Raw genomic sequence first — 17,443 nt, 5'->3', positions numbered from 1 at the left:
CCTTCACGCTCTACCCCTCGGACAAAGAAAAGTGAGGACCATGAAAATACCGACCTCGCGCTGGTTGACGGCGATCATCGCCGCCACCAGCCTCACCCTCGCCGGCTGCGCAGGCAGCGGTGGTTCCGGCGAGCAGACCTCCTCCGGCGTGGGCGATGTGCCCACCGACACCAACGCCACCGTGCGGGTGCTGATGGAGAACGTGCCGGATACCGACATCGTCAAAGGCCTTGTCGGACAGTTCAACCAGAAGTACCCCGATATCAAGGTCGAGATCGAGACCATGACCTTCGATCAGATGCGCGACCGGCTGGTGTCCTCGTTCCAGGCATCCGAGCCCGCCTACGACCTGATCGTGGTGGACAACCCGTGGATGGACGATTTCGCCGACGCCGGCTTCCTTGAGCCACTGAACGACCGCATCGCCGCCACCACCGACTACCGGCCGGACGACTTCTTCGACTCGCTGACCGCGATCACCGATGTCGAGGGCACCACCTACGGTGTGCCGTTCTACAACTATGCCCTCGGCTACATCTACAACACCGGTGATCTCACCGCCGCCGGACTGAGCGCACCGACCGACCTGGATGCCCTGGTCTCCACGTCGCAGCGCCTGAAGACCCCCGAACGGGCCGGTATCGCGATGCAACCGCAGCGCGGTTACAAGATCTTCGAGGAATGGGCCAACTGGCTGTTCGCCGCGGGCGGCTCGATCTACGGCGCCGACGGCAAGCCCACCCTGGACACCCCCGAGGCCGCCCGGGCGCTGGAGGCCTATATCGAGACCTACCGGACCGCCGCACCGGCCAACAGCCTGTCCTGGGGCTTCGACGAGGCATTCCGTTCGGTCTCCGGCGGCAATGCCGCATCGATGATCGGGTACAACTGGAACCTGCCCGCGCTCAACGATCCCGAGGGTGCCTCCGGCCCGCGGGCCGGCCAATTCGCGCTGGCCCCCATCCCCGGCGGCAAATCCGCGCTCGGACTGTGGAGCTGGGCCATTCCGGCCAACTCCGGTGCCGCCGACGCGGCCTGGGCATTCGCGTCCTGGGTGACCTCGCCGGACATCGACGCCGAACGCGTCGCCAACGGTGGTGCGGTGGTCCGGCAGAGCTCGCTGACCAACCCGAAGGTGCTGTCCGACGGTTACGGTGCGGACTACTACAAGACCGTCGGCGAGATCCTGGCCGATGCGTCCCCGCTCACCCAGGGCAAGGGCGGCGAGGAGATGATCCAGGCCGTCGGCACCGAGCTCAACGATGCCGCCGCCGGGAACAAGAGCGTCGCCGACGCCCTGCGTGACGCGCAGGCAGCAGCGGAGCGGATCCAGCAGTGACCGTAGAGAATCCGGCGGTCACGACCGGCATGCGGCGGGGGTGGCAGCGATGAGTTTCACGCGTGGCATGTTGATGCCACTGCTCGCCCTGTTCGCCGTGGCCGTCGGGTTCCCGCTCTGCTACGCGGCGTATCTGTCAGTGACCGACTACAAGCTGACCGATCGCGGCCAACCCGACTTCGTCGGTACCGCCAACTTCACCTCCGCCCTGTCCAATTCGGCGTTCTGGGAGGCCTTCGCCACCACCGGCGGCTACGTGCTGATCGCCGTCAGTACCGAACTGGTGCTCGGTTTCGCCCTGGCCTTGGCCCTGCATCAGCAGCGCTGGGCCAAGGACCTGTCCCGGGCCATCGTGCTGGCACCGATGTTCATCACCCCCATCGCCGTCGGCCTGATCTTCCGTTTCCTGCTCAACGACCAGATCGGTGCGGTCCCGGCGCTGTTGCACGCCGTCGGTGCCGACTACGACTTCTTCGGCGCCGGAAAAGCCTTGCTGACACTGGCCTTCATCGATGTCTGGCAGTGGACGCCGTTCATGGTGCTACTGATCCTTGCCGGGCTGGAATCCATGCCCAAACAACCCATGGAGGCCGCCAAGGTGGACGGGGCCGGTCCGGTGTACCGGTTGCGCAGGGTGCTCATCCCCATGCTCGCCCCGGTACTCACGGTGGCGGTGCTGTTGCGGGGCCTGGACGCACTGCGGGTGTTCGAATACGTCTACGCCACCACGCGCGGCGGGCCGGGCACCGAAACCCAGACGCTGCAGTTCTACATGTACCTGGAGGGCATCCAGTTCTTCCGGCTGGCCCAGGCCAGCGCGATGGCCTTCATCGTGCTGGTGCTCGTGCTGGCCGTCATCGTGGTGGCCTTCCGCGCCATGGAGCGCAACCGCGCGGCCGAACGGAGCGCGGCCCGATGAGCACACACAGCCCCGCCCGTGCGAACGTGCGCCCCCTGGAGGTGCTGAGGCTGGCATTTCTCACCGCGGCCTTCATCTTCGTGCTCTTCCCCATCGCCTGGGTTGCGCTGGCCAGTTTCAAGACACCCGAGCAGATGTCGGAACCCTTCCTCATCGCCTTCACCCCCAACCTGGCCAACTGGCAGGCGGTGTTCGACTCCGGGGTGTTCGCCGCGGCGGGACGCAGCGCGCTGGTCGGTGTGATCACCGTGGCGATCAGCCTGGTGGTGGGCAGCATGGGCGCGTATGTGATCGCCAAGTACCGTGCGGGCGGATCACTGACCCGCTTCGGAATGCTTGCCGCGCAGGTGGTTCCGCCGGCGGTCATGGTGTTCCCGTTCCTGACCATGGCGCATGCCCTGCGGTTGACCGACACCATCGTCCCGGTCATCTTCGCGCATCTGTCCTTCGTGTTACCGCTGGTGACCTGGTTCCTGATCGGCTTCTTCGAGGCGGTGCCCGCCTCGTTGGAGGAGCAGGCCCGTGTCGACGGCTTCACCCGCTGGCAGGCCTTCCGGATGGTGGTCCTGCCGCAGGTGTACCCGGGAATCGGCGCGGCAGGAATCTTCGGTTTCACGCTGTCGTGGAACGACCTGTTCTACGGGTTGATCCTGGCCCCCGGGAACGCCGCGATCCTGCCGGTGGCGATCGCGAACTTCAACACGTTCCGCGGTGTTCAGATCGGCACCATGAGCGCGGCGATCATGATCGCGATCGTCCCGGTCGTGGTCGCGAGCTTCTTCATCCAGCGACGCCTGGTCCAGGGGATCAGCGGCGGCGCGGTCAAGTACTAGACAAGCGAGGTTGCATTTTCCATGGCATCGGTGACGTTCACAGGAGTCGGCAAGTCCTACGGGGCGGCCGCGGTGGTCTCGGATCTCGATCTGGAGTTGGCCGACGGCAGCATGACCGTCCTGGTCGGCCCGTCGGGGTGCGGTAAGACCACCTCGCTGCGCATGCTTGCCGGGCTGGAGCAGGTCAGCAGCGGCACCATCCACATCGGCGACCGGGACGTCACCCACCTGGAGCCCAAGGATCGCGATATCGCGATGGTGTTCCAGAACTATGCGCTCTACCCGCATCTGACGGTTCGGGAGAATATCGCGTTCCCGTTGCGTGCCAAGAAGATCGGTCGTGACGAGGCGCTGCGCCGGGCCGACGAGGTCGCCGAATCGCTCGGTCTGGGCAAGCTGGTCGAGCGCAAGCCCAAGGATTTGTCCGGCGGTCAGCAACAGCGCGTCGCCATCGGGCGGGCCATCATCCGCGAGCCCGCGGTGTTCCTGTTCGACGAGCCGCTGAGCAATCTCGATGCCAAGCTGCGGGTGGAGACCCGTACCGAATTACTGCGCCTGCAGCGCAAATTGGGTATCACCTCGCTCTATGTGACCCATGATCAGGAAGAGGCGATGACACTCTCGGACCGCATCGTGGTGATGCGCGAGGGTCGCATCGCCCAAGCCGGGCCGCCCGCCGAGGTCTACCGGCGACCGGCGGACACCTTCGTGGCCACCTTCGTCGGCAGCCCGAAGATGAACCTGATCGACGGCGCGGTGACCGGTGGACAACTGCGCACCGCTGCCGGTGTGCGAATCGATGTCGGCGGACCGGATGCGGCTGCGGTCACCATCGGGGTACGCGCCGACGATCTCGTCCTGACGCCGGACGCACAGGCCTCGGTGGTGGTCGAACTCGTCGAACTGCTCGGTCCCCGCGCCATCGTCACGCTGCGGGCGGCCGATCAGCAGTTGACCAGCGTGGTGGACGCGGCGGCCCTGAGCGCCATCCCGGTCGGCACGCCCGTCGCGTTGTCCGCCCGCGATGTGCACCGGTTCGACGTGCAGACCGGCGTACGCCTTGCCGACTCGGCGTGATCAGGAGTCCTCGGTATCGGTGAGCCTGCCGGGGGCCGCCTGACGCCAGGAATCGGTCAGGATGTCGTGCAGCTCCTGCGTGTCCTCCAGGGCGTCGAGGCGCACCCTGACCCAGGCCGACGCGGCTTCGTGCGGCGGCACCCAGAACTTGTGCGGTTCGGCGGCGATCAGCTCCTCGCGGTCGAACCGCGGGCAGCGCACCGCAATTGACGTCTGGTCGTCGGGGATGGTGAGAAACATCTTGCCCGCCACGTCGAAAGTCGGGTGCCCCCAGCGCTCCTTCTCCACGGTCTCGGGCAACGACAGCGCGGCGCGCTGCACATCATCGGCATCGAACACGGCGACCTGATCGCCGCTAGCGGTCCCGGTGGGACAGCGGACCGAGACCCAGCCGCTGCAACGCGGATTCGACACCGAGCGCGTATTCGCGTTCGGCACGCTGCTTGTCGGCCGCCGGGAGCTGACGGAAGCCCAGCGAGGGCTCGACCAGTTCCAATTCCAGCAGGCGAGGATCCTCGGCGCCACCGATGACGTCGACCCTGGCGTAGAGCAGTTCCCCGGCGGCGATGCCGAAGCGGCGGGTGGCCGCGGCCACCGCGCCATGTCCGAGCTCCCACACCTCATCGGCCGGGTCGGCGGACCCCAGCTTCTCTGCGGCGAACGTGCCGGTCTCCTCGAACTCGGGCTCCCGTCCGGCAGGCGGCAGGATCGGGCCCTTTGTGAACGCGTGGGAGGGTTGGCCGTTGAGGAAGACCAGCGCGGTCTCACCGACGGCGATGCGCGGGTCGTAGGGCTGCACGAGCACGGCGCGCCCATCGGCCTGCAAACGGGTCGCATGGGCACGTGCGGACTCGGCGTCGACGAACCGCTGAGCGCCCGCCGAGCCGGCACCGACGGCGGGTTTGACCACCACCTCGCCGTCTGGCACCCGGACCGTCTCGTCGGCGGCGAAGTAACGCGTCGGCACGATCGGCAGCCCGTCATCGGCCAGGTCCAGCAGATAGTGCTTATCGGTGTTCCAGGCGACCATGTCCGGCGGGTTCAGCAGATTGCGCACCGCACGGGTCCAGTTCAGGAACTCGGCGATGCGCTCGGTGTAGTCCCATGTGGCGCGCAGCACCACGAGGTCGGCCTCCAGGGCCGCCGGGTCGTCCCAGGCACACCACTGCACATGTAGGCCACGCCCGCGCAGCGCGCTGACCAGCCCGTCGTCATCGCTGTCCCCTTCGGGCAGGGCGGCACAGCTGGCGAGGACGATGCGCGGATGGAGGAGGTCAGGCCGGGCAAGCTTCACACGTGGATGATAGGGGGTATGCATGCCATCGAAGTCGCCCAGACCGGCGGACCTGAGGTCCTGACCTACGTCGAAAAGCCCCAGCCCTCCCCCGGCCCCGGTCAGGTGCTGATCCGCGCCGAGGCGATCGGTGTGAACTTCATCGACACCTACTTCCGCTCGGGCCTCTACCCGCGGGAGACGCCGTTCATCTCCGGCACCGAGGTGTGCGGCACCATCGCCGCCGTCGGCGATGACGTGGCCGCACTCAGTGTCGGCGACCGGGTGGTGACCGCCAACGCGGTCGGCGCCTATGCCGACTATTGCGTCGCCCCAGCCGATTTCGTGGCCTACGTGCCCGAGGGCGTGGCCCCCGACCAGGTCGCCTCGGCGCTGCTGAAGGGCATGACGGCGCACTATCTGCTCAAGTCGGTGTACGCCGTGCAGCCCGGCGACACCATCCTGGTGCACGCCGGCGCGGGCGGGGTCGGCCTGATCCTGACCCAGTGGGCCACCAGCCTGGGCACCAAGGTGATCACCACCGCCTCGACACCGGAGAAGGCCGAACTGTCCCGGCGGGCCGGTGCGATCGAGGTTCTCGACTATCCCGAGGATGCCGAGCAGTTCGGTGCGACCGTCAAGAAGCTCTCCGGCGGCGGGGTGGCCGCGGTGTACGACGGTGTCGGCGCGTCGACATTCGAGGCCAGCCTGGCCAGCCTTGCCGTGCGCGGCACGCTGGCACTGTTCGGCGCCGCCAGCGGCCCGGTGCCTCCGTTCGATCCGCAGCGCCTCAACGCCGCGGGCTCGGTGTTCCTGACCCGCCCCAGCCTCGGCGCCTACACCCGGACCGCCGACGAATTTTCTTGGCGGGCAGGCGAGCTCATCAATGCCATCGCCGACGGCTCGATCACCATCACCGTCAGCGAGCGTTATCCGCTGGCCGAGGCGGCGCGCGCGCACACCGATCTGCAGGGCCGCCGCACGGTCGGCTCGATCGTGCTGGTGCCCTAACGCCGCAGCCTGGCCAAACGGATCACCGCGTACACCACGACCAGCAACACCAGCGCCGCACCGACCCACGGCACCATCAGACCGACCAGCAGGAACATGTGGGTTCCGGTGTCCACCAGGGCATCCCAGCCCCGCTCGACCTGGCCGAAGAATCCCTGATACTGCCGCGGTGCGGGTCCGCCGGCGACCGGCGCGACGAGATCCACGGTGACGGTGCTCAGCGCGATCTGATCGCCGAGCGCCGCCCGCTGGGCACGCAGACTGTCCAGATCGGCCTGGCGCTGCGACAGGGCGTTCTCGGCCTCGATCAGCGCCGAGGGGTCACGTGCGTCACGCATGATCGCCAACAGCCGGTCCACCGAGGTCTGCAGGGCCTTGATCCGGGCGTCCAGATCGACACGCCGGCTGGTGACGTCCTCGGCCCGGACGTCCAGCGCGTCCACGCTGCCCAACCCCTTGAGGCCCTCGATCACCCCGTCCAGCTTGTCGGCGGGCACGCGCAACATCAGCGCGACGCGGGCCGGGTCCGACGCCGAGCCGCCGTACTCGGTGCGACTGTCGACCCGGCCGCCGGCGTCACCGGCGATGCCGGCCGCCTTGTCCGCGGCGGTGACCGGATCGCCCGAATCGGCCACTGTGACGGTCATGGTCGCGGTCTTGACGATGTCCCGCGAGACGATCGGAGGCACCTGCGGTGCCTGCGGTGGTGGCGCCTTCTGCGCCGGTCCGGTCAGCGGAGCCGGCGCCGCGGTGGCGCCGCCGGCGGCGAAGTCCTCGGCGGCGCCGGGTTGTGCGGGTGGTGCACCGCCCGCACACGCTGTCAGCGCCAGCAACACCAGAATCCCGGCCAGTCCCCGCACCGACCACCGCACTGTCATACCGCCAGATGGTAACCAGCGCTCAGTCCGCGGCGTCGGCGCGCGCCATCGCGTCCTGATACTGGTCGAGGTCGATCTCCTCTGCGGTCACGGTCTTCCTGCCGTAGTACACGTCGCGGTCGATCTCGTCGTCGGCGTCGGCCACCAGCATCGCGACGAAGGTGTCACCGTTGACATTGAGGAACGTGCGGAAGATCCCGGCGAACCAGTCCACCGCGATCAGCAGACCGACTGCCTGGAACGGCAACCCCAGCGATGTCGCGAGGAACATCGCCACCACCGGGAATCCGCCCGGAACGGTGATGGTGCCCATGTTGAGCAGGATTGCCAACCCCATGCCGAGCACGATCTGCCCGATGCTCAGCTCCATGTCACCGGCCTGGGCCAGGAACATCACCACGATCATGTAGTTGAGCACCGCACCGTAGGAGCCCATGGTCAGGCCCACCGACAGGGTGAAGTTGGCCACCTTCTGGCTCACCCCGACCTTCTCGACGGTGTTGCGCAGCACCGTGGGGAAGGTGACCGCCGAACTGGTGGTGGTGACGGCGATCGCGGTCTGTTCGGTGAGCTTTCCCGGCAGCAGCCACGGATTGAGCCGGGTCCGGGCGGTCACCACGACGACGAACAGCACGAACAGGATGAGCACTCCGGCGAGGTTGGCCCCCAGATACTTCAGCGCGGTGGTCACCACGGCGAATCCGATATCGCCGGCCAGCGCCGCCAGCAGGCAGAACACACCGATCGGCGCGATGTACATGACCAGCCGGATCATCGTCAGCACGATCTGCTGGATCTGGTCGACGAAGCTCAGGACCCGGGTGTCGCCGGTCCTGGTGACCTGAATGCGCAGCGCGATCCCGAACAGCAGCGAGAACACGATGATGGGCACCATGGTCGCCGTCGACATCGCGGCGAAGATGTTGGTGGAGACGAAGTTGAGCAGGGTGTCCTGCCAGCCCAGGGCCTCCTGCGCGGACTCCTGCAGACCGGCGTCGACGGGCCCGGTGAACTCGATGCCTGCCCCTGGCCGGATGAGCACGCTGAGTCCCCATGCCAGCAGCGCCGCGATCACCGAGAACCCCAGCATCCAGCCGAAGGTGCGGGCGGCGATCTTGCCGGTGCCGGTGCCGGTCATCGAACCGGTGGCCACGATCACCGAGGCCATCACCAACGGGACGATCGACATCTGGATCAGCCGGATGAACATGTCGCCGACGAACTTCAGATTGGCCGCCCAGTCACCGACCGCGAGACCGAACAGGATGCCGCCGATCGCGGCGACCCCGATCTGCATCGCCGGATGAGTCAGAATTTTCCGCATAGGTCCCAGACCGTAGGCCGGGACGGCTACCGCGATATTTCGCCCGAGTTACGGGCGGAACAGGACGGCCTAGAACAACTGCGGCAGCGCCAGCGCCGAGTCCACCGCCAGCGCGCAGAACACCACGGCGAGATAGTTGTTCGACTGCAGGAACAGCCGCAGCGGCTTCACCGGCTCGCCGCGCTTGACCCCGGAGTAGAGCTGATGGGCCATCACCAGGAACCAGACACCGGCCAGTGTGGCGACCGCGGCGTAGAGCCACCCGGTGGCCAGCACCAGGGTGAGCGTGGTGAGCACGGTCAACCAGGTGTAGATCAGGATCTGCCGGGTGACCTGGCGTTCGGTGGCCACCACGGGCAGCATCGGCACGCCGGCGGCTTTGTAATCTTCCTTGTACCGCATCGCGAGCGCCCAGGTGTGCGGCGGCGTCCAGAAGAAGATGATCAGGAACATCACCAACGCCGGCCACTGGATGGTGCCGGTGACGGCCGACCAGCCGATCATCACCGGCATGCAGCCGGCCGCTCCGCCCCACACGACGTTCTGCGAGGTGCGGCGTTTGAGCAGCAACGTGTAGACGAACACGTAGAACGCGATGGTCACCAGGCCGAGCACGCCCGAGAGCAGGTTGGTGGTCCACCACAGCCAGGCGAACGAGCCCACCGTGAGCACCAGTCCGAAGATCAGGGCGTTGCGGGTGGGCACCGAGGCCTTGGCCAGCGGCCGCAGCGCGGTGCGCTTCATGACCTTGTCGATATCGGCATCGGCCACGCAGTTGAGCGTGTTGGCTCCGGCCGCGGCCATCATTCCGCCGATCAAGGTGTTCAGGATGAGTACCGGATCGACGGTGCCACGGTTGGCCAACAACATCGCCGGGATGGCCGTCACCAGCAACAACTCGATGACGCGCGGCTTGGTCAACGCCACGTACGCCAACACCGTGGTGCGGATCCGACTCGGTTCCCTACTGACCGAACGGCGCTCGCGAATGCTCACGCAAATAACTCCTCGGGCAGCGGTCACGCGGGCTTCTACTACAGACGATGGTAGACCGCACCCCGATCGGCACGACACCGCAGGGTCGGTTCCCGGGTGAATCCCACGGTGAACACTGCCCCCGCGGGCCCTGACCGGCCTGCGCCGGATGATTCGACGGCATTAGGGTGGTTCAGGTAGCTAGTCCACCGTTTTGCGAAAGTAGGAGTGAAGGTAGTGACCACCGTCGAAGAAATCTCTGCCCTCACACAACCGAACCATCCCGACGACTGGACCGAGGTCGATTCGGCCGCCGTGGACACCGTGCGGGTACTGGCCGCCGACGCCGTCCAGAAGGTCGGTAACGGCCATCCCGGCACCGCCATGAGCCTGGCCCCGCTGGCCTACACGTTGTTCCAGCGCCAGCTGCGCCACGACCCGTCCGACACCCATTGGATCGGCCGCGACCGCTTCGTGCTGTCGTGCGGCCATTCCAGCCTGACCATCTACCTGCAGCTGTACTTGGGCGGGTTCGGTCTGGAACTGGAGGACATCGAGGCGCTGCGCACCTTCAAGTCCAAGACCCCCGGCCACCCGGAGTTCCGGCACACCAAGGGTGTGGAGATCACCACCGGCCCGCTCGGCCAGGGTCTGGCCTCGGCGGTCGGCATGGCGATGGCCGCCCGCTACGAGCGCGGCCTGTTCGATCCCGACGCTCCGGCGGGCACCAGCCCGTTCGACCACTACATCTATGTGATCGCCTCCGATGGTGACATCGAGGAGGGCGTCACCAGCGAGGCGTCGTCGCTGGCCGGTACCCAGCAGCTGGGCAACTTGATCGTCTTCTACGACAAGAACCACATCTCCATCGAGCACGACACCGATATCGCGCTCAGCGAGAACGTCGCCGACCGCTACCGCGCCTATGGCTGGCACGTGCAGGAGGTCGAGGGCGGCGAGAACGTCGTCGGGATCGAAAAGGCCATCGAGGAGGCCAAGAAGGTCACCGACAAGCCGTCGTTCATCTCGCTGCGGACCATCATCGGCTACCCCGCCCCCACCAAGATGAACACCGGCGGCGTGCACGGCTCGGCACTCGGTGATGACGAGGTCGCCGCGACCAAGAAGATCCTCGGCTTCGACCCGGAGAAGACTTTCGAGGTGCGGCCCGAGGTCATCGAGCACACCCGCAAGCTCGTCGACCGCGGCCGCGAGGCGCACGAGAAGTGGCAGACCGATTTCGACGCCTGGGCGCAGCGTGAGCCCGAGCGCAAGAAACTCCTGGACCGGCTCACCGCCGAGGAACTGCCCGAGGGGTGGGACGCCGACCTGACGTACTGGGAGCCCGGCTCCAAGGCGGTGGCCACCCGAGCCGCGTTCGGGCAGGTGCTCAACGACGTCGCCCCGAAGCTGCCCGAATTGTGGGGCGGCTCGGCCGATCTCGCCGGCAGCAACAACACCACCATCAAAGGTGTGAAGTCGTTCGGGCCGCCGAGCATCTCCACCGACGATTTCACCGCCGACTGGTATGGCCGAGTGCTGCACTTCGGCATCCGCGAGCACGCGATGGGCTCCATCCTGTCCGGCATCGTGTTGCACGGTCCCACGCGCGCGTTCGGTGGAACCTTCCTGCAGTTCTCCGATTACATGCGTCCCGCGGTGCGGTTGGCCTCGCTGATGGATATCGACACCATCTACATCTGGACGCACGATTCGATCGGCCTCGGTGAGGACGGCCCCACCCACCAGCCGATCGAGCACCTCGCGGCGTTGCGGGCCATCCCGAACCTGTCGGTGGTCCGTCCCGGTGACCCGAACGAGACCGCCTACGCCTGGCGCAGCATCATCGCCCGCGGCAACGGCAGCGGCCCGGTCGGTTTCATCCTGACCCGCCAGGGCATCCCGGTTCTGGAGGGCACCGATTCCGACGGTGTCGCCAAGGGCGGGTACGTGCTCGGCGGCGGTGACGCGACCGAGGCGGACGTCATCATCATCGCCACCGGTTCGGAGCTGCAGTTGGCCGTGGAGGCCAAGAAGTTGCTTGCCGAGAAGGATGTGGTGGCGGCCGTGGTCTCGATGCCGTGCGTGGAATGGTTCGAGAGCCAGCCCAAGGAATACCGCGATTCGGTGCTCCCCCCGGGTGTGTCGGCCCGCGTTGCCGTCGAGGCCGGGATCGCCCAGCCGTGGCACAAGCTCGTCGGGGACACCGGCGAGATCGTCTCGATCGAGCATTACGGCGAATCCGCCGACGACAAGACGCTGTTCCGTGAGTTCGGTTTCACCGCCGAGAACGTCGTCGCCGCCGCCGAACGCACCCTCGACAACTAAACGTAAGGCGAAAAACCATGTCTCAGAACGAAAATCTGGCCGCACTATCCGCCGCCGGGGTGTCCGTCTGGCTCGACGACCTGTCGCGTGAGCGGTTGCAGACCGGCAACCTCGCCGATCTGATCGCCACCAAGAGCGTCGTCGGCGTGACCACCAACCCGTCGATCTTCCAGGCCGCGCTGTCCAAGGGTGATGCCTATGACGAGCAGGTCAACGAGCTCGCCGCCCAGGGCGCCGATGTGGATGCCACCATCCGCACCGTCACCACCGACGATGTCCGCAATGCCTGCGATGTGCTGGCCAAGACCTACGAGGCCACCGATGGCGTTGACGGCCGGGTGTCCATCGAGGTCGACCCGCGCCTGGCGCATGACACCGACAAGACGATCCTGCAGGCGATCGAGCTGTGGAAGATCGTCGACCGGCCCAACCTGCTGATCAAGATCCCCGCCACGCAGGCAGGTCTGCCCGCGATCACCGCGGTCATCGCCGAGGGCATCTCGGTGAACGTCACGCTGATCTTCTCGGTGGAGCGTCACAAGGCGGTCATCGACGCCTACCTGGCGGGCCTGGAGAAGGCCAAGGAGGCCGGCCACGACCTGTCCAAGATCCATTCGGTCGCGTCCTTCTTCGTCTCGCGGGTGGATTCCGAGATCGACGCACGCCTGGAGAAGATCGGTTCGAAGGAGGCGCTCGACCTGCGCGGCAAGGCCGGTGTGGCCAACGCCCGCCTGGCCTACGCGGCGTATGAGGAGCTGTTCGGGGGCGAGCGTTTCGCCGCGCTCAAGGCCGACGGCGCCCGCGCCCAGCGTCCGCTGTGGGCGTCGACCGGGGTCAAGAACCCGGACTACTCCGACACCCTCTATGTCACCGAGCTGGTGGCGCCGAACACGGTGAACACCATGCCGGAGAAGACGCTGGACGCCGTCGCCGACCACGGTGTGGTCACCGGCGACACGGTCAGTGGCACGGCCGCCGAGGCGCAGGGTGTCTTCGATGCCCTGGTCGCGGTCGGCATCGACAAGGACGATGTGTTCATCACCCTCGAGGAAGAGGGCGTGGAGAAGTTCGAGAAGTCCTGGGCCGAGCTGATGGAGGCCACCCAGGGACAGCTCGACGCCGCCAAGAAATAGGCCGAGAAACCAGCCTCTCCGACGCGACAGCAGAGGACACGCGATGAGCACAGCCGAGGCATCGACATGGCACAACCCGCTGCGGGACAAGCGCGACAAGCGCATGCCCCGCATCGCGGGGCCGTGTGCGGTGGTGATCTTCGGGGTCACCGGCGATCTGGCCCGCAAGAAGCTGATGCCGGCGATCTACGATCTGGCCAACCGCGGACTGTTGCCGCCGAGCTTCGCCCTCGTCGGCTTCGCGCGGCGGGACTGGGCCGACGAGGATTTCGGCCAGGTCGTCTACGACGCGGTCAAGCAGCACGCGCGTACCCCGTTCCGGCAGGAGGTCTGGGACCGCCTGGCGGAGGGTTTCCGATTCGTCCAGGGCGCATTCGATGACGACGAGGCCTTCGGACACTTGGCCGAGACTTTGCACACCCTCGACGTCGAGCGCGGGACCAACGGCAATCACGCGTTCTACCTGTCGATTCCGCCGAAGGCGTTCCCGCAGGTACTGGAGCAGCTGTCCCGGTCGGGCCTGGCCGCCAAGGACGGCGACAGCTGGAGCCGGGTGGTCATCGAGAAGCCGTTCGGCCACGACCTGTCCAGCGCCGAGGAGCTCAACGGCCTGGTCAACAGCGTGTTCCCGGAGTCGTCGGTGTTCCGCATCGACCACTATCTGGGCAAGGAGACGGTGCAGAACATCTTGGCGTTGCGTTTTGCCAACGAGATGTTCGAGCCGATCTGGAACGCCCATTACGTCGACCATGTCCAGATCACCATGGCCGAGGACATCGGTCTGGGCGGTCGGGGCGGCTACTACGACGGTGTCGGTGCGGCCCGCGATGTGATCCAGAACCATCTGATCCAGCTGCTGGCGCTGACGGCGATGGAGGAGCCGGTGAGCTTCTCCCCCGCCGAACTGCAGGCCGAGAAGATCAAGGTGCTGGCCGCCAGCCGGTTGGCCGAACCGTTGGACCAGACCACCTCCCGCGGCCAGTACGCCGCGGGCTGGCAGGGCGGTGAGAAGGTGGTCGGGCTGCTCGACGAGGAGGGGTTCTCCCAGACCTCGACTACGGAGACGTTCGCCGCGATCACCGTCGATGTCGACACCCGCCGCTGGGCCGGTGTGCCGTTCTATCTGCGCACCGGAAAACGCTTGGGCCGCAGGGTCACCGAGATCGCGCTGGTCTTCAAGCGGGCGCCCCATCTGCCGTTCGACGCGACCATGACCGAGGAGCTGGGCAAGAACGCCCTGGTGATCCGGGTGCAGCCCGACGAGGGCATCACGCTGCGGTTCGGCTCGAAGGTACCGGGTAATGCCATGGAGGTCCGCGATGTCAGCATGGACTTCTCCTACGGTTCGGCGTTCGCCGAGGAGTCCCCGGAGGCCTACGAGCGGCTGATCCTGGATGTGTTGCTCGGCGAACCATCGCTGTTTCCGGTCAATGCCGAGGTCGAACTGTCCTGGAAGATCCTGGATCCCGCGCTGGAGTACTGGGCGTCACACGGCACACCCGACAGCTACGAGTCCGGTACCTGGGGCCCGGAGTCGGCATTCGAGATGTTGCGCCGCGTCGGACGCGAGTGGCGGCGGCCGTGACGCGTGCACGCGCGGAGAATCGAGGAGCTCAGCGATGATCATCGACCTGCCCGATACCAATACCGGTGCCATCAACAAGAAGATCGTTGCCCTGCGCGAGGAGGGTGGCGCGATCACACTCGGCCGGGTGCTGACACTCGTGATCGCTCCGGATACCGAAGCGGTGCTTGAGGATTCGATCGAGGCGGCCAATGCGGCGAGCCGTGAGCATCCGTGCCGGGTGATCGTGGTCATCCCCGGCGACCGGTTGAGCCTGGACGCACGCCTGGACGCCCAGTTGCGAATCGGCAGCGACGCCGGTGCCAACGAGGTGGTGGTACTCCGGTTGTCCGGCCCGTTGGCCAACCATGCCAGCAGTGTGGTCACCCCGTTCCTGCTGCCGGACACCCCCGTGGTCACCTGGTGGCCGGACCTCGCCCCGCCGGTGCCTGCGCAGGACCCGCTGGGCACGTTGGCGATTCGGCGTATCACCGATGCCACCAACGGTGAAGATCCGCTGGCGTGCATCAAGAGCAGGCTGTCGGGCTACACCCCCGGTGATACCGATCTCGCCTGGAGCCGCATCACGTACTGGCGGGCGCTACTGACCGCGGCGGTCGATCAGGCACCCCACGAACCGATCACGCAGGTGGTGGTGTCCGGACTCAAAGACGAACCCGCCCTGGACATTCTGGCCGGCTGGCTGGCCGGGCGGCTGGATTGCCCGGTGACCCGTGCCGTCGGCGAGCTCAAGGTGGAGCTCACCCGCGCCAGCGAGACGATCACGCTGAGCCGGCCACAGGACGGTGTCACGGCGACGCTGACCAGGACCGGCAAACCGGACGCCCAGATTCCGTTGGCCCGCCGGGAGACCCGCGACTGCCTGGCCGAGGACATGCGGCGCCTCGACGCCGACGAGATCTACTTCGAAGCACTTCAGGGAATCGATAGGGTGAGCTATGTCTGAGCAGGTGATCGAGACCTACCTCGATGCGCAGGAACTCGCCAAGGCCGCCGCCGCGCGTCTGGTGGGCGTCATCACGTCGGCCATCGTCAACCATGGCCGCGCCGACGTGGTGTTGACCGGCGGCACCGTCGGCATCGAGATGCTGCGCCAGGTCACCGGGTACAGCCCGGACATCGACTGGGCGAAGGTCCATCTCTATTGGGGCGACGAGCGTTTCGTGCCGCACGACGACACCGACCGCAACTTCCGGCAGGCCCGCGAAGCGCTGCTGGAGAGCATCTCGATTCCCACCGAGAATGTGCACGCCATGGCCGCATCCGACGGCGAGTTCGGTGATGATCCAGAACGTGCCGCGCGCGCCTACGAACGGCTGCTCCCCGACGAGTTCGACGTCCATCTGCTCGGCATGGGCGGCGAAGGACATGTCAACTCGCTGTTTCCCGACAGTCCCGCGGTGCGCGAAACCGAGCGGCTCGTGGTGGCCGTGACCGACTCCCCCAAACCCCCGCCGCGACGTATCACCCTGACCCTGCCCGCCGTGCGACGCGCCAAAGAGGTGTGGTTGGTGGTGGCCGGCGAGGAGAAGGCCGACGCGGTGGCCGCGGCGATCGGCGGGGCCGACCCGGTGGACATCCCGGCCGCGGGTGCGGTCGGCCGCGAGAAGACCGTGTGGCTGCTGGACAAGGCGTCGGCGAGCAAGCTGCCGGCCTGACCTCCGTTCTCCCCTGACCGGCGGGTCACCCTGATCTGCGGGCCGCGTGATCTCAGCGCACCTGATCTCGGAGCCGCCTGATCTCCGTCCGCACGATGTCAGCGTGCCCGATGTCAGTCCTCGGCCATCTGGTCTGGCGAGCAGTCCGACCGACTGTCCGCCAGCGCCTCGCCGTATCCGGCCAGGTAATCGGCCACCGCACGCGCCGATCCCGGTTCTGGGTGTAGCCGTGGGCTCCCGTAACAGAACTTCGCCATACAGAATCAGACGCACCTGCGCCCGATTCGGTTCCCTCGACCGCATACTGATTTCATGGCAGACGGAAGCGGTGGTCGGGCCCGCCCGGCTACCAGGCGAATCAGGACGTTGACGCAGGCAGCGCTGAACGCCGACGCCACTGTCGTGCAGGTGGAAACCCTGCTGACCGATCTCGACCGCACCGTCGTGACGCTGAACAATTCGATCGGCGAGCTCGATGTCACGCTGGACCGCTTCAATTCGACGATCAACAGCATCGACGAACTGGCTCCCCGGCTGATCGCAATGGTCGAACGCCTTGAGCTCATCGTCGCGCGGGTAGAAGCGATCGTCGAACTGGGTGAGGCCATTGCCACCCCGATCGCGGTAGTCGAGAGCGCGGTCCGCGGTCTGGTCTCCCAGCTGCGCCGGGCGGCACACATCTAGCTCGGCCCGCCGGTTCTCACTGTGTAGTTGTCAAGGTGCTTCGCAACGGCCTGGGTGACCCGGGCCTACGCGGTAAGCCGCTCACGCCGCCGCCGGTAGGTCGGTCATGGTGCGCCGGTTGTGGGAGCGCAGAGGCTCCGGTTCGGGCCCACCCAGCTCGTGGGGTGGAATGAACCACGGATGCCGGTCGCGGCCGAGGTAGACCCGCCAACCCCCGTGATGGATCAAGCTGTGGTGCAGTCGACACAGCAGCACCCCGTTGTCCACACCGGTTGCACCCCCAGCGCTCCAGGGTTGGATGTGGTGGGCATCGCACCAGGACACCGGCCGCCCGCACCCCGGATGGGCGCATCCGCCATCGCGGACGGCCAGCGCTTTACGGATGGCCGGGGTGAACAACCGCTGGGCGCGCCCGACATCCAACGG

Annotated in this window: 18 protein-coding genes; 11 read left to right on the top strand and 7 right to left on the bottom strand. The window is 66.9% G+C overall.

Going from position 1 to position 17,443, the window contains the following annotated elements; all coding sequences use genetic code 11:
* Positions 1 to 40 precede the first annotated feature (40 nt).
* From G154_RS18595 to G154_RS18580, 4 genes are read left to right on the top strand one after another with little or no spacing between them, the layout of a single operon-like run.
* Complete coding sequence (locus G154_RS18595) at positions 41 to 1,339, top strand: ABC transporter substrate-binding protein (RefSeq protein ID WP_019513114.1); 1,299 nt, start codon at positions 41 to 43, stop codon at positions 1,337 to 1,339.
* Positions 1,340 to 1,388: 49 nt separating this feature from the next.
* Positions 1,389 to 2,258, top strand: a complete 870-nt coding sequence (locus G154_RS18590; RefSeq protein ID WP_019513113.1) for a carbohydrate ABC transporter permease — start codon at positions 1,389 to 1,391, stop codon at positions 2,256 to 2,258.
* Complete coding sequence (locus tag G154_RS18585) at positions 2,255 to 3,091, top strand: carbohydrate ABC transporter permease (protein ID WP_019513112.1); 837 nt, start codon at positions 2,255 to 2,257, stop codon at positions 3,089 to 3,091. The genes G154_RS18590 and G154_RS18585 overlap by 4 nt, the downstream gene beginning before the upstream one ends.
* Before the next feature lie 21 nt (positions 3,092 to 3,112).
* Complete coding sequence (locus tag G154_RS18580) at positions 3,113 to 4,168, top strand: ABC transporter ATP-binding protein (protein ID WP_019513111.1); 1,056 nt, start codon at positions 3,113 to 3,115, stop codon at positions 4,166 to 4,168.
* Here G154_RS18580 and G154_RS18575 read toward each other — a convergent pair whose 3' ends face one another.
* Together G154_RS18575 and G154_RS18570 are read right to left on the bottom strand one after the other, a co-directional pair.
* Positions 4,169 to 4,507: an MmcQ/YjbR family DNA-binding protein gene (locus G154_RS18575; protein WP_019513110.1), complete on the bottom strand. Its 339-nt coding sequence runs from the start codon at positions 4,505 to 4,507 to the stop codon at positions 4,169 to 4,171. It abuts the gene before it with no gap.
* Positions 4,508 to 4,523: 16 nt separating this feature from the next.
* Positions 4,524 to 5,462 (bottom strand): RimK family alpha-L-glutamate ligase, encoded by a 939-nt coding sequence (locus tag G154_RS18570; RefSeq protein WP_019513109.1) that lies wholly within the window; start codon positions 5,460 to 5,462, stop codon positions 4,524 to 4,526.
* An 18-nt stretch (positions 5,463 to 5,480) separates the two neighbouring features.
* On the opposite strand from G154_RS18570, the gene G154_RS18565 reads away from it, so the two are divergent.
* Positions 5,481 to 6,452, top strand: a complete 972-nt coding sequence (locus G154_RS18565; RefSeq protein WP_019513108.1) for a quinone oxidoreductase — start codon at positions 5,481 to 5,483, stop codon at positions 6,450 to 6,452.
* Here the strand turns inward: G154_RS18565 and G154_RS18560 are convergent.
* The 3 genes from G154_RS18560 to G154_RS18550 all read right to left on the bottom strand — a co-directional run bounded on the left by G154_RS18560 (position 6,449) and on the right by G154_RS18550 (position 9,650).
* On the bottom strand, positions 6,449 to 7,330 hold the full coding sequence (locus G154_RS18560) for a DUF4349 domain-containing protein (protein ID WP_019513107.1): 882 nt from the start codon (positions 7,328 to 7,330) through the stop codon (positions 6,449 to 6,451). The genes G154_RS18565 and G154_RS18560 overlap by 4 nt on opposite strands.
* A gap of 22 nt (positions 7,331 to 7,352) precedes the next feature.
* Positions 7,353 to 8,654, bottom strand: coding sequence for a dicarboxylate/amino acid:cation symporter (locus G154_RS18555; protein ID WP_031601472.1), 1,302 nt, complete (start codon positions 8,652 to 8,654; stop codon positions 7,353 to 7,355).
* Positions 8,655 to 8,723: 69 nt separating this feature from the next.
* Positions 8,724 to 9,650 carry a heme o synthase gene (locus G154_RS18550; protein WP_023985720.1) on the bottom strand — a complete coding sequence of 309 codons (927 nt, stop codon included), beginning with the start codon at positions 9,648 to 9,650 and terminating at the stop codon, positions 8,724 to 8,726.
* A gap of 216 nt (positions 9,651 to 9,866) precedes the next feature.
* Between G154_RS18550 and tkt the strand changes: the two genes are divergently transcribed.
* From tkt to pgl, 5 genes are read left to right on the top strand one after another with little or no spacing between them, the layout of a single operon-like run.
* Positions 9,867 to 11,957 (top strand): transketolase, encoded by a 2,091-nt coding sequence (gene tkt, locus G154_RS18545; protein WP_019513104.1) that lies wholly within the window; start codon positions 9,867 to 9,869, stop codon positions 11,955 to 11,957.
* A gap of 17 nt (positions 11,958 to 11,974) precedes the next feature.
* Positions 11,975 to 13,090: a transaldolase gene (gene tal / locus G154_RS18540; protein WP_019513103.1), complete on the top strand. Its 1,116-nt coding sequence runs from the start codon at positions 11,975 to 11,977 to the stop codon at positions 13,088 to 13,090.
* 43 nt (positions 13,091 to 13,133) lie between these two features.
* Positions 13,134 to 14,675, top strand: a complete 1,542-nt coding sequence (gene zwf, locus G154_RS18535) for a glucose-6-phosphate dehydrogenase (RefSeq protein ID WP_019513102.1) — start codon at positions 13,134 to 13,136, stop codon at positions 14,673 to 14,675.
* A 34-nt stretch (positions 14,676 to 14,709) separates the two neighbouring features.
* Positions 14,710 to 15,621, top strand: coding sequence for a glucose-6-phosphate dehydrogenase assembly protein OpcA (opcA, locus tag G154_RS18530; protein WP_019513101.1), 912 nt, complete (start codon positions 14,710 to 14,712; stop codon positions 15,619 to 15,621).
* Entirely contained in the window at positions 15,614 to 16,333 is a 720-nt protein-coding gene (gene pgl / locus G154_RS18525; protein WP_019513100.1) for a 6-phosphogluconolactonase, read from the top strand. Before opcA ends, pgl begins: the two co-directional genes overlap by 8 nt.
* Positions 16,334 to 16,446: 113 nt before the next feature.
* Here the strand turns inward: pgl and G154_RS26560 are convergent, their stop codons facing one another.
* Positions 16,447 to 16,590, bottom strand: coding sequence for a hypothetical protein (locus G154_RS26560; RefSeq protein ID WP_155944852.1), 144 nt, complete (start codon positions 16,588 to 16,590; stop codon positions 16,447 to 16,449).
* Positions 16,591 to 16,645: 55 nt separating this feature from the next.
* Here G154_RS26560 and G154_RS18520 point away from each other — a divergent pair, with 55 nt between their 5' ends.
* A complete protein-coding gene (locus tag G154_RS18520) occupies positions 16,646 to 17,017 on the top strand; it encodes a hypothetical protein (protein WP_023985719.1) in 372 nt (123 codons plus the stop codon).
* Between the two features lie 81 nt (positions 17,018 to 17,098).
* Here G154_RS18520 and G154_RS18515 read toward each other — a convergent pair.
* Positions 17,099 to 17,443, bottom strand: a 345-nt coding sequence (locus tag G154_RS18515; RefSeq protein WP_036480139.1) for an HNH endonuclease signature motif containing protein, incomplete at its 5' end; no start/stop codon positions are given.

The sequence above is a fragment of the Mycobacterium sp. VKM Ac-1816D genome, assembly GCF_000416385.1.
In the GTDB taxonomy this organism is placed as follows: Bacteria; Actinomycetota; Actinomycetes; order Mycobacteriales; family Mycobacteriaceae; genus Mycobacterium; species Mycobacterium neoaurum_A.
Note: the sequence above shows the minus strand (reverse complement) of the source record. Positions and strands in the feature narration are given on the sequence as shown.

Coding starts and splice junctions, on each gene's coding strand:
- G154_RS18595 (WP_019513114.1), top strand. CDS start 41: ATGAAAATACCGACCTCGCGCTGGTTGACGGCGATCATCGCCGCCACC.
- G154_RS18590 (WP_019513113.1), top strand. CDS start 1,389: ATGAGTTTCACGCGTGGCATGTTGATGCCACTGCTCGCCCTGTTCGCC.
- G154_RS18585 (WP_019513112.1), top strand. CDS start 2,255: ATGAGCACACACAGCCCCGCCCGTGCGAACGTGCGCCCCCTGGAGGTG.
- G154_RS18580 (WP_019513111.1), top strand. CDS start 3,113: ATGGCATCGGTGACGTTCACAGGAGTCGGCAAGTCCTACGGGGCGGCC.
- G154_RS18565 (WP_019513108.1), top strand. CDS start 5,481: ATGCATGCCATCGAAGTCGCCCAGACCGGCGGACCTGAGGTCCTGACC.
- G154_RS18560 (WP_019513107.1), bottom strand. CDS start 7,330: ATGACAGTGCGGTGGTCGGTGCGGGGACTGGCCGGGATTCTGGTGTTG.
- G154_RS18555 (WP_031601472.1), bottom strand. CDS start 8,654: ATGCGGAAAATTCTGACTCATCCGGCGATGCAGATCGGGGTCGCCGCG.
- tal (WP_019513103.1), top strand. CDS start 11,975: ATGTCTCAGAACGAAAATCTGGCCGCACTATCCGCCGCCGGGGTGTCC.
- zwf (WP_019513102.1), top strand. CDS start 13,134: ATGAGCACAGCCGAGGCATCGACATGGCACAACCCGCTGCGGGACAAG.
- opcA (WP_019513101.1), top strand. CDS start 14,710: ATGATCATCGACCTGCCCGATACCAATACCGGTGCCATCAACAAGAAG.
- pgl (WP_019513100.1), top strand. CDS start 15,614: ATGTCTGAGCAGGTGATCGAGACCTACCTCGATGCGCAGGAACTCGCC.
- G154_RS26560 (WP_155944852.1), bottom strand. CDS start 16,590: ATGGCGAAGTTCTGTTACGGGAGCCCACGGCTACACCCAGAACCGGGA.
- G154_RS18520 (WP_023985719.1), top strand. CDS start 16,646: ATGGCAGACGGAAGCGGTGGTCGGGCCCGCCCGGCTACCAGGCGAATC.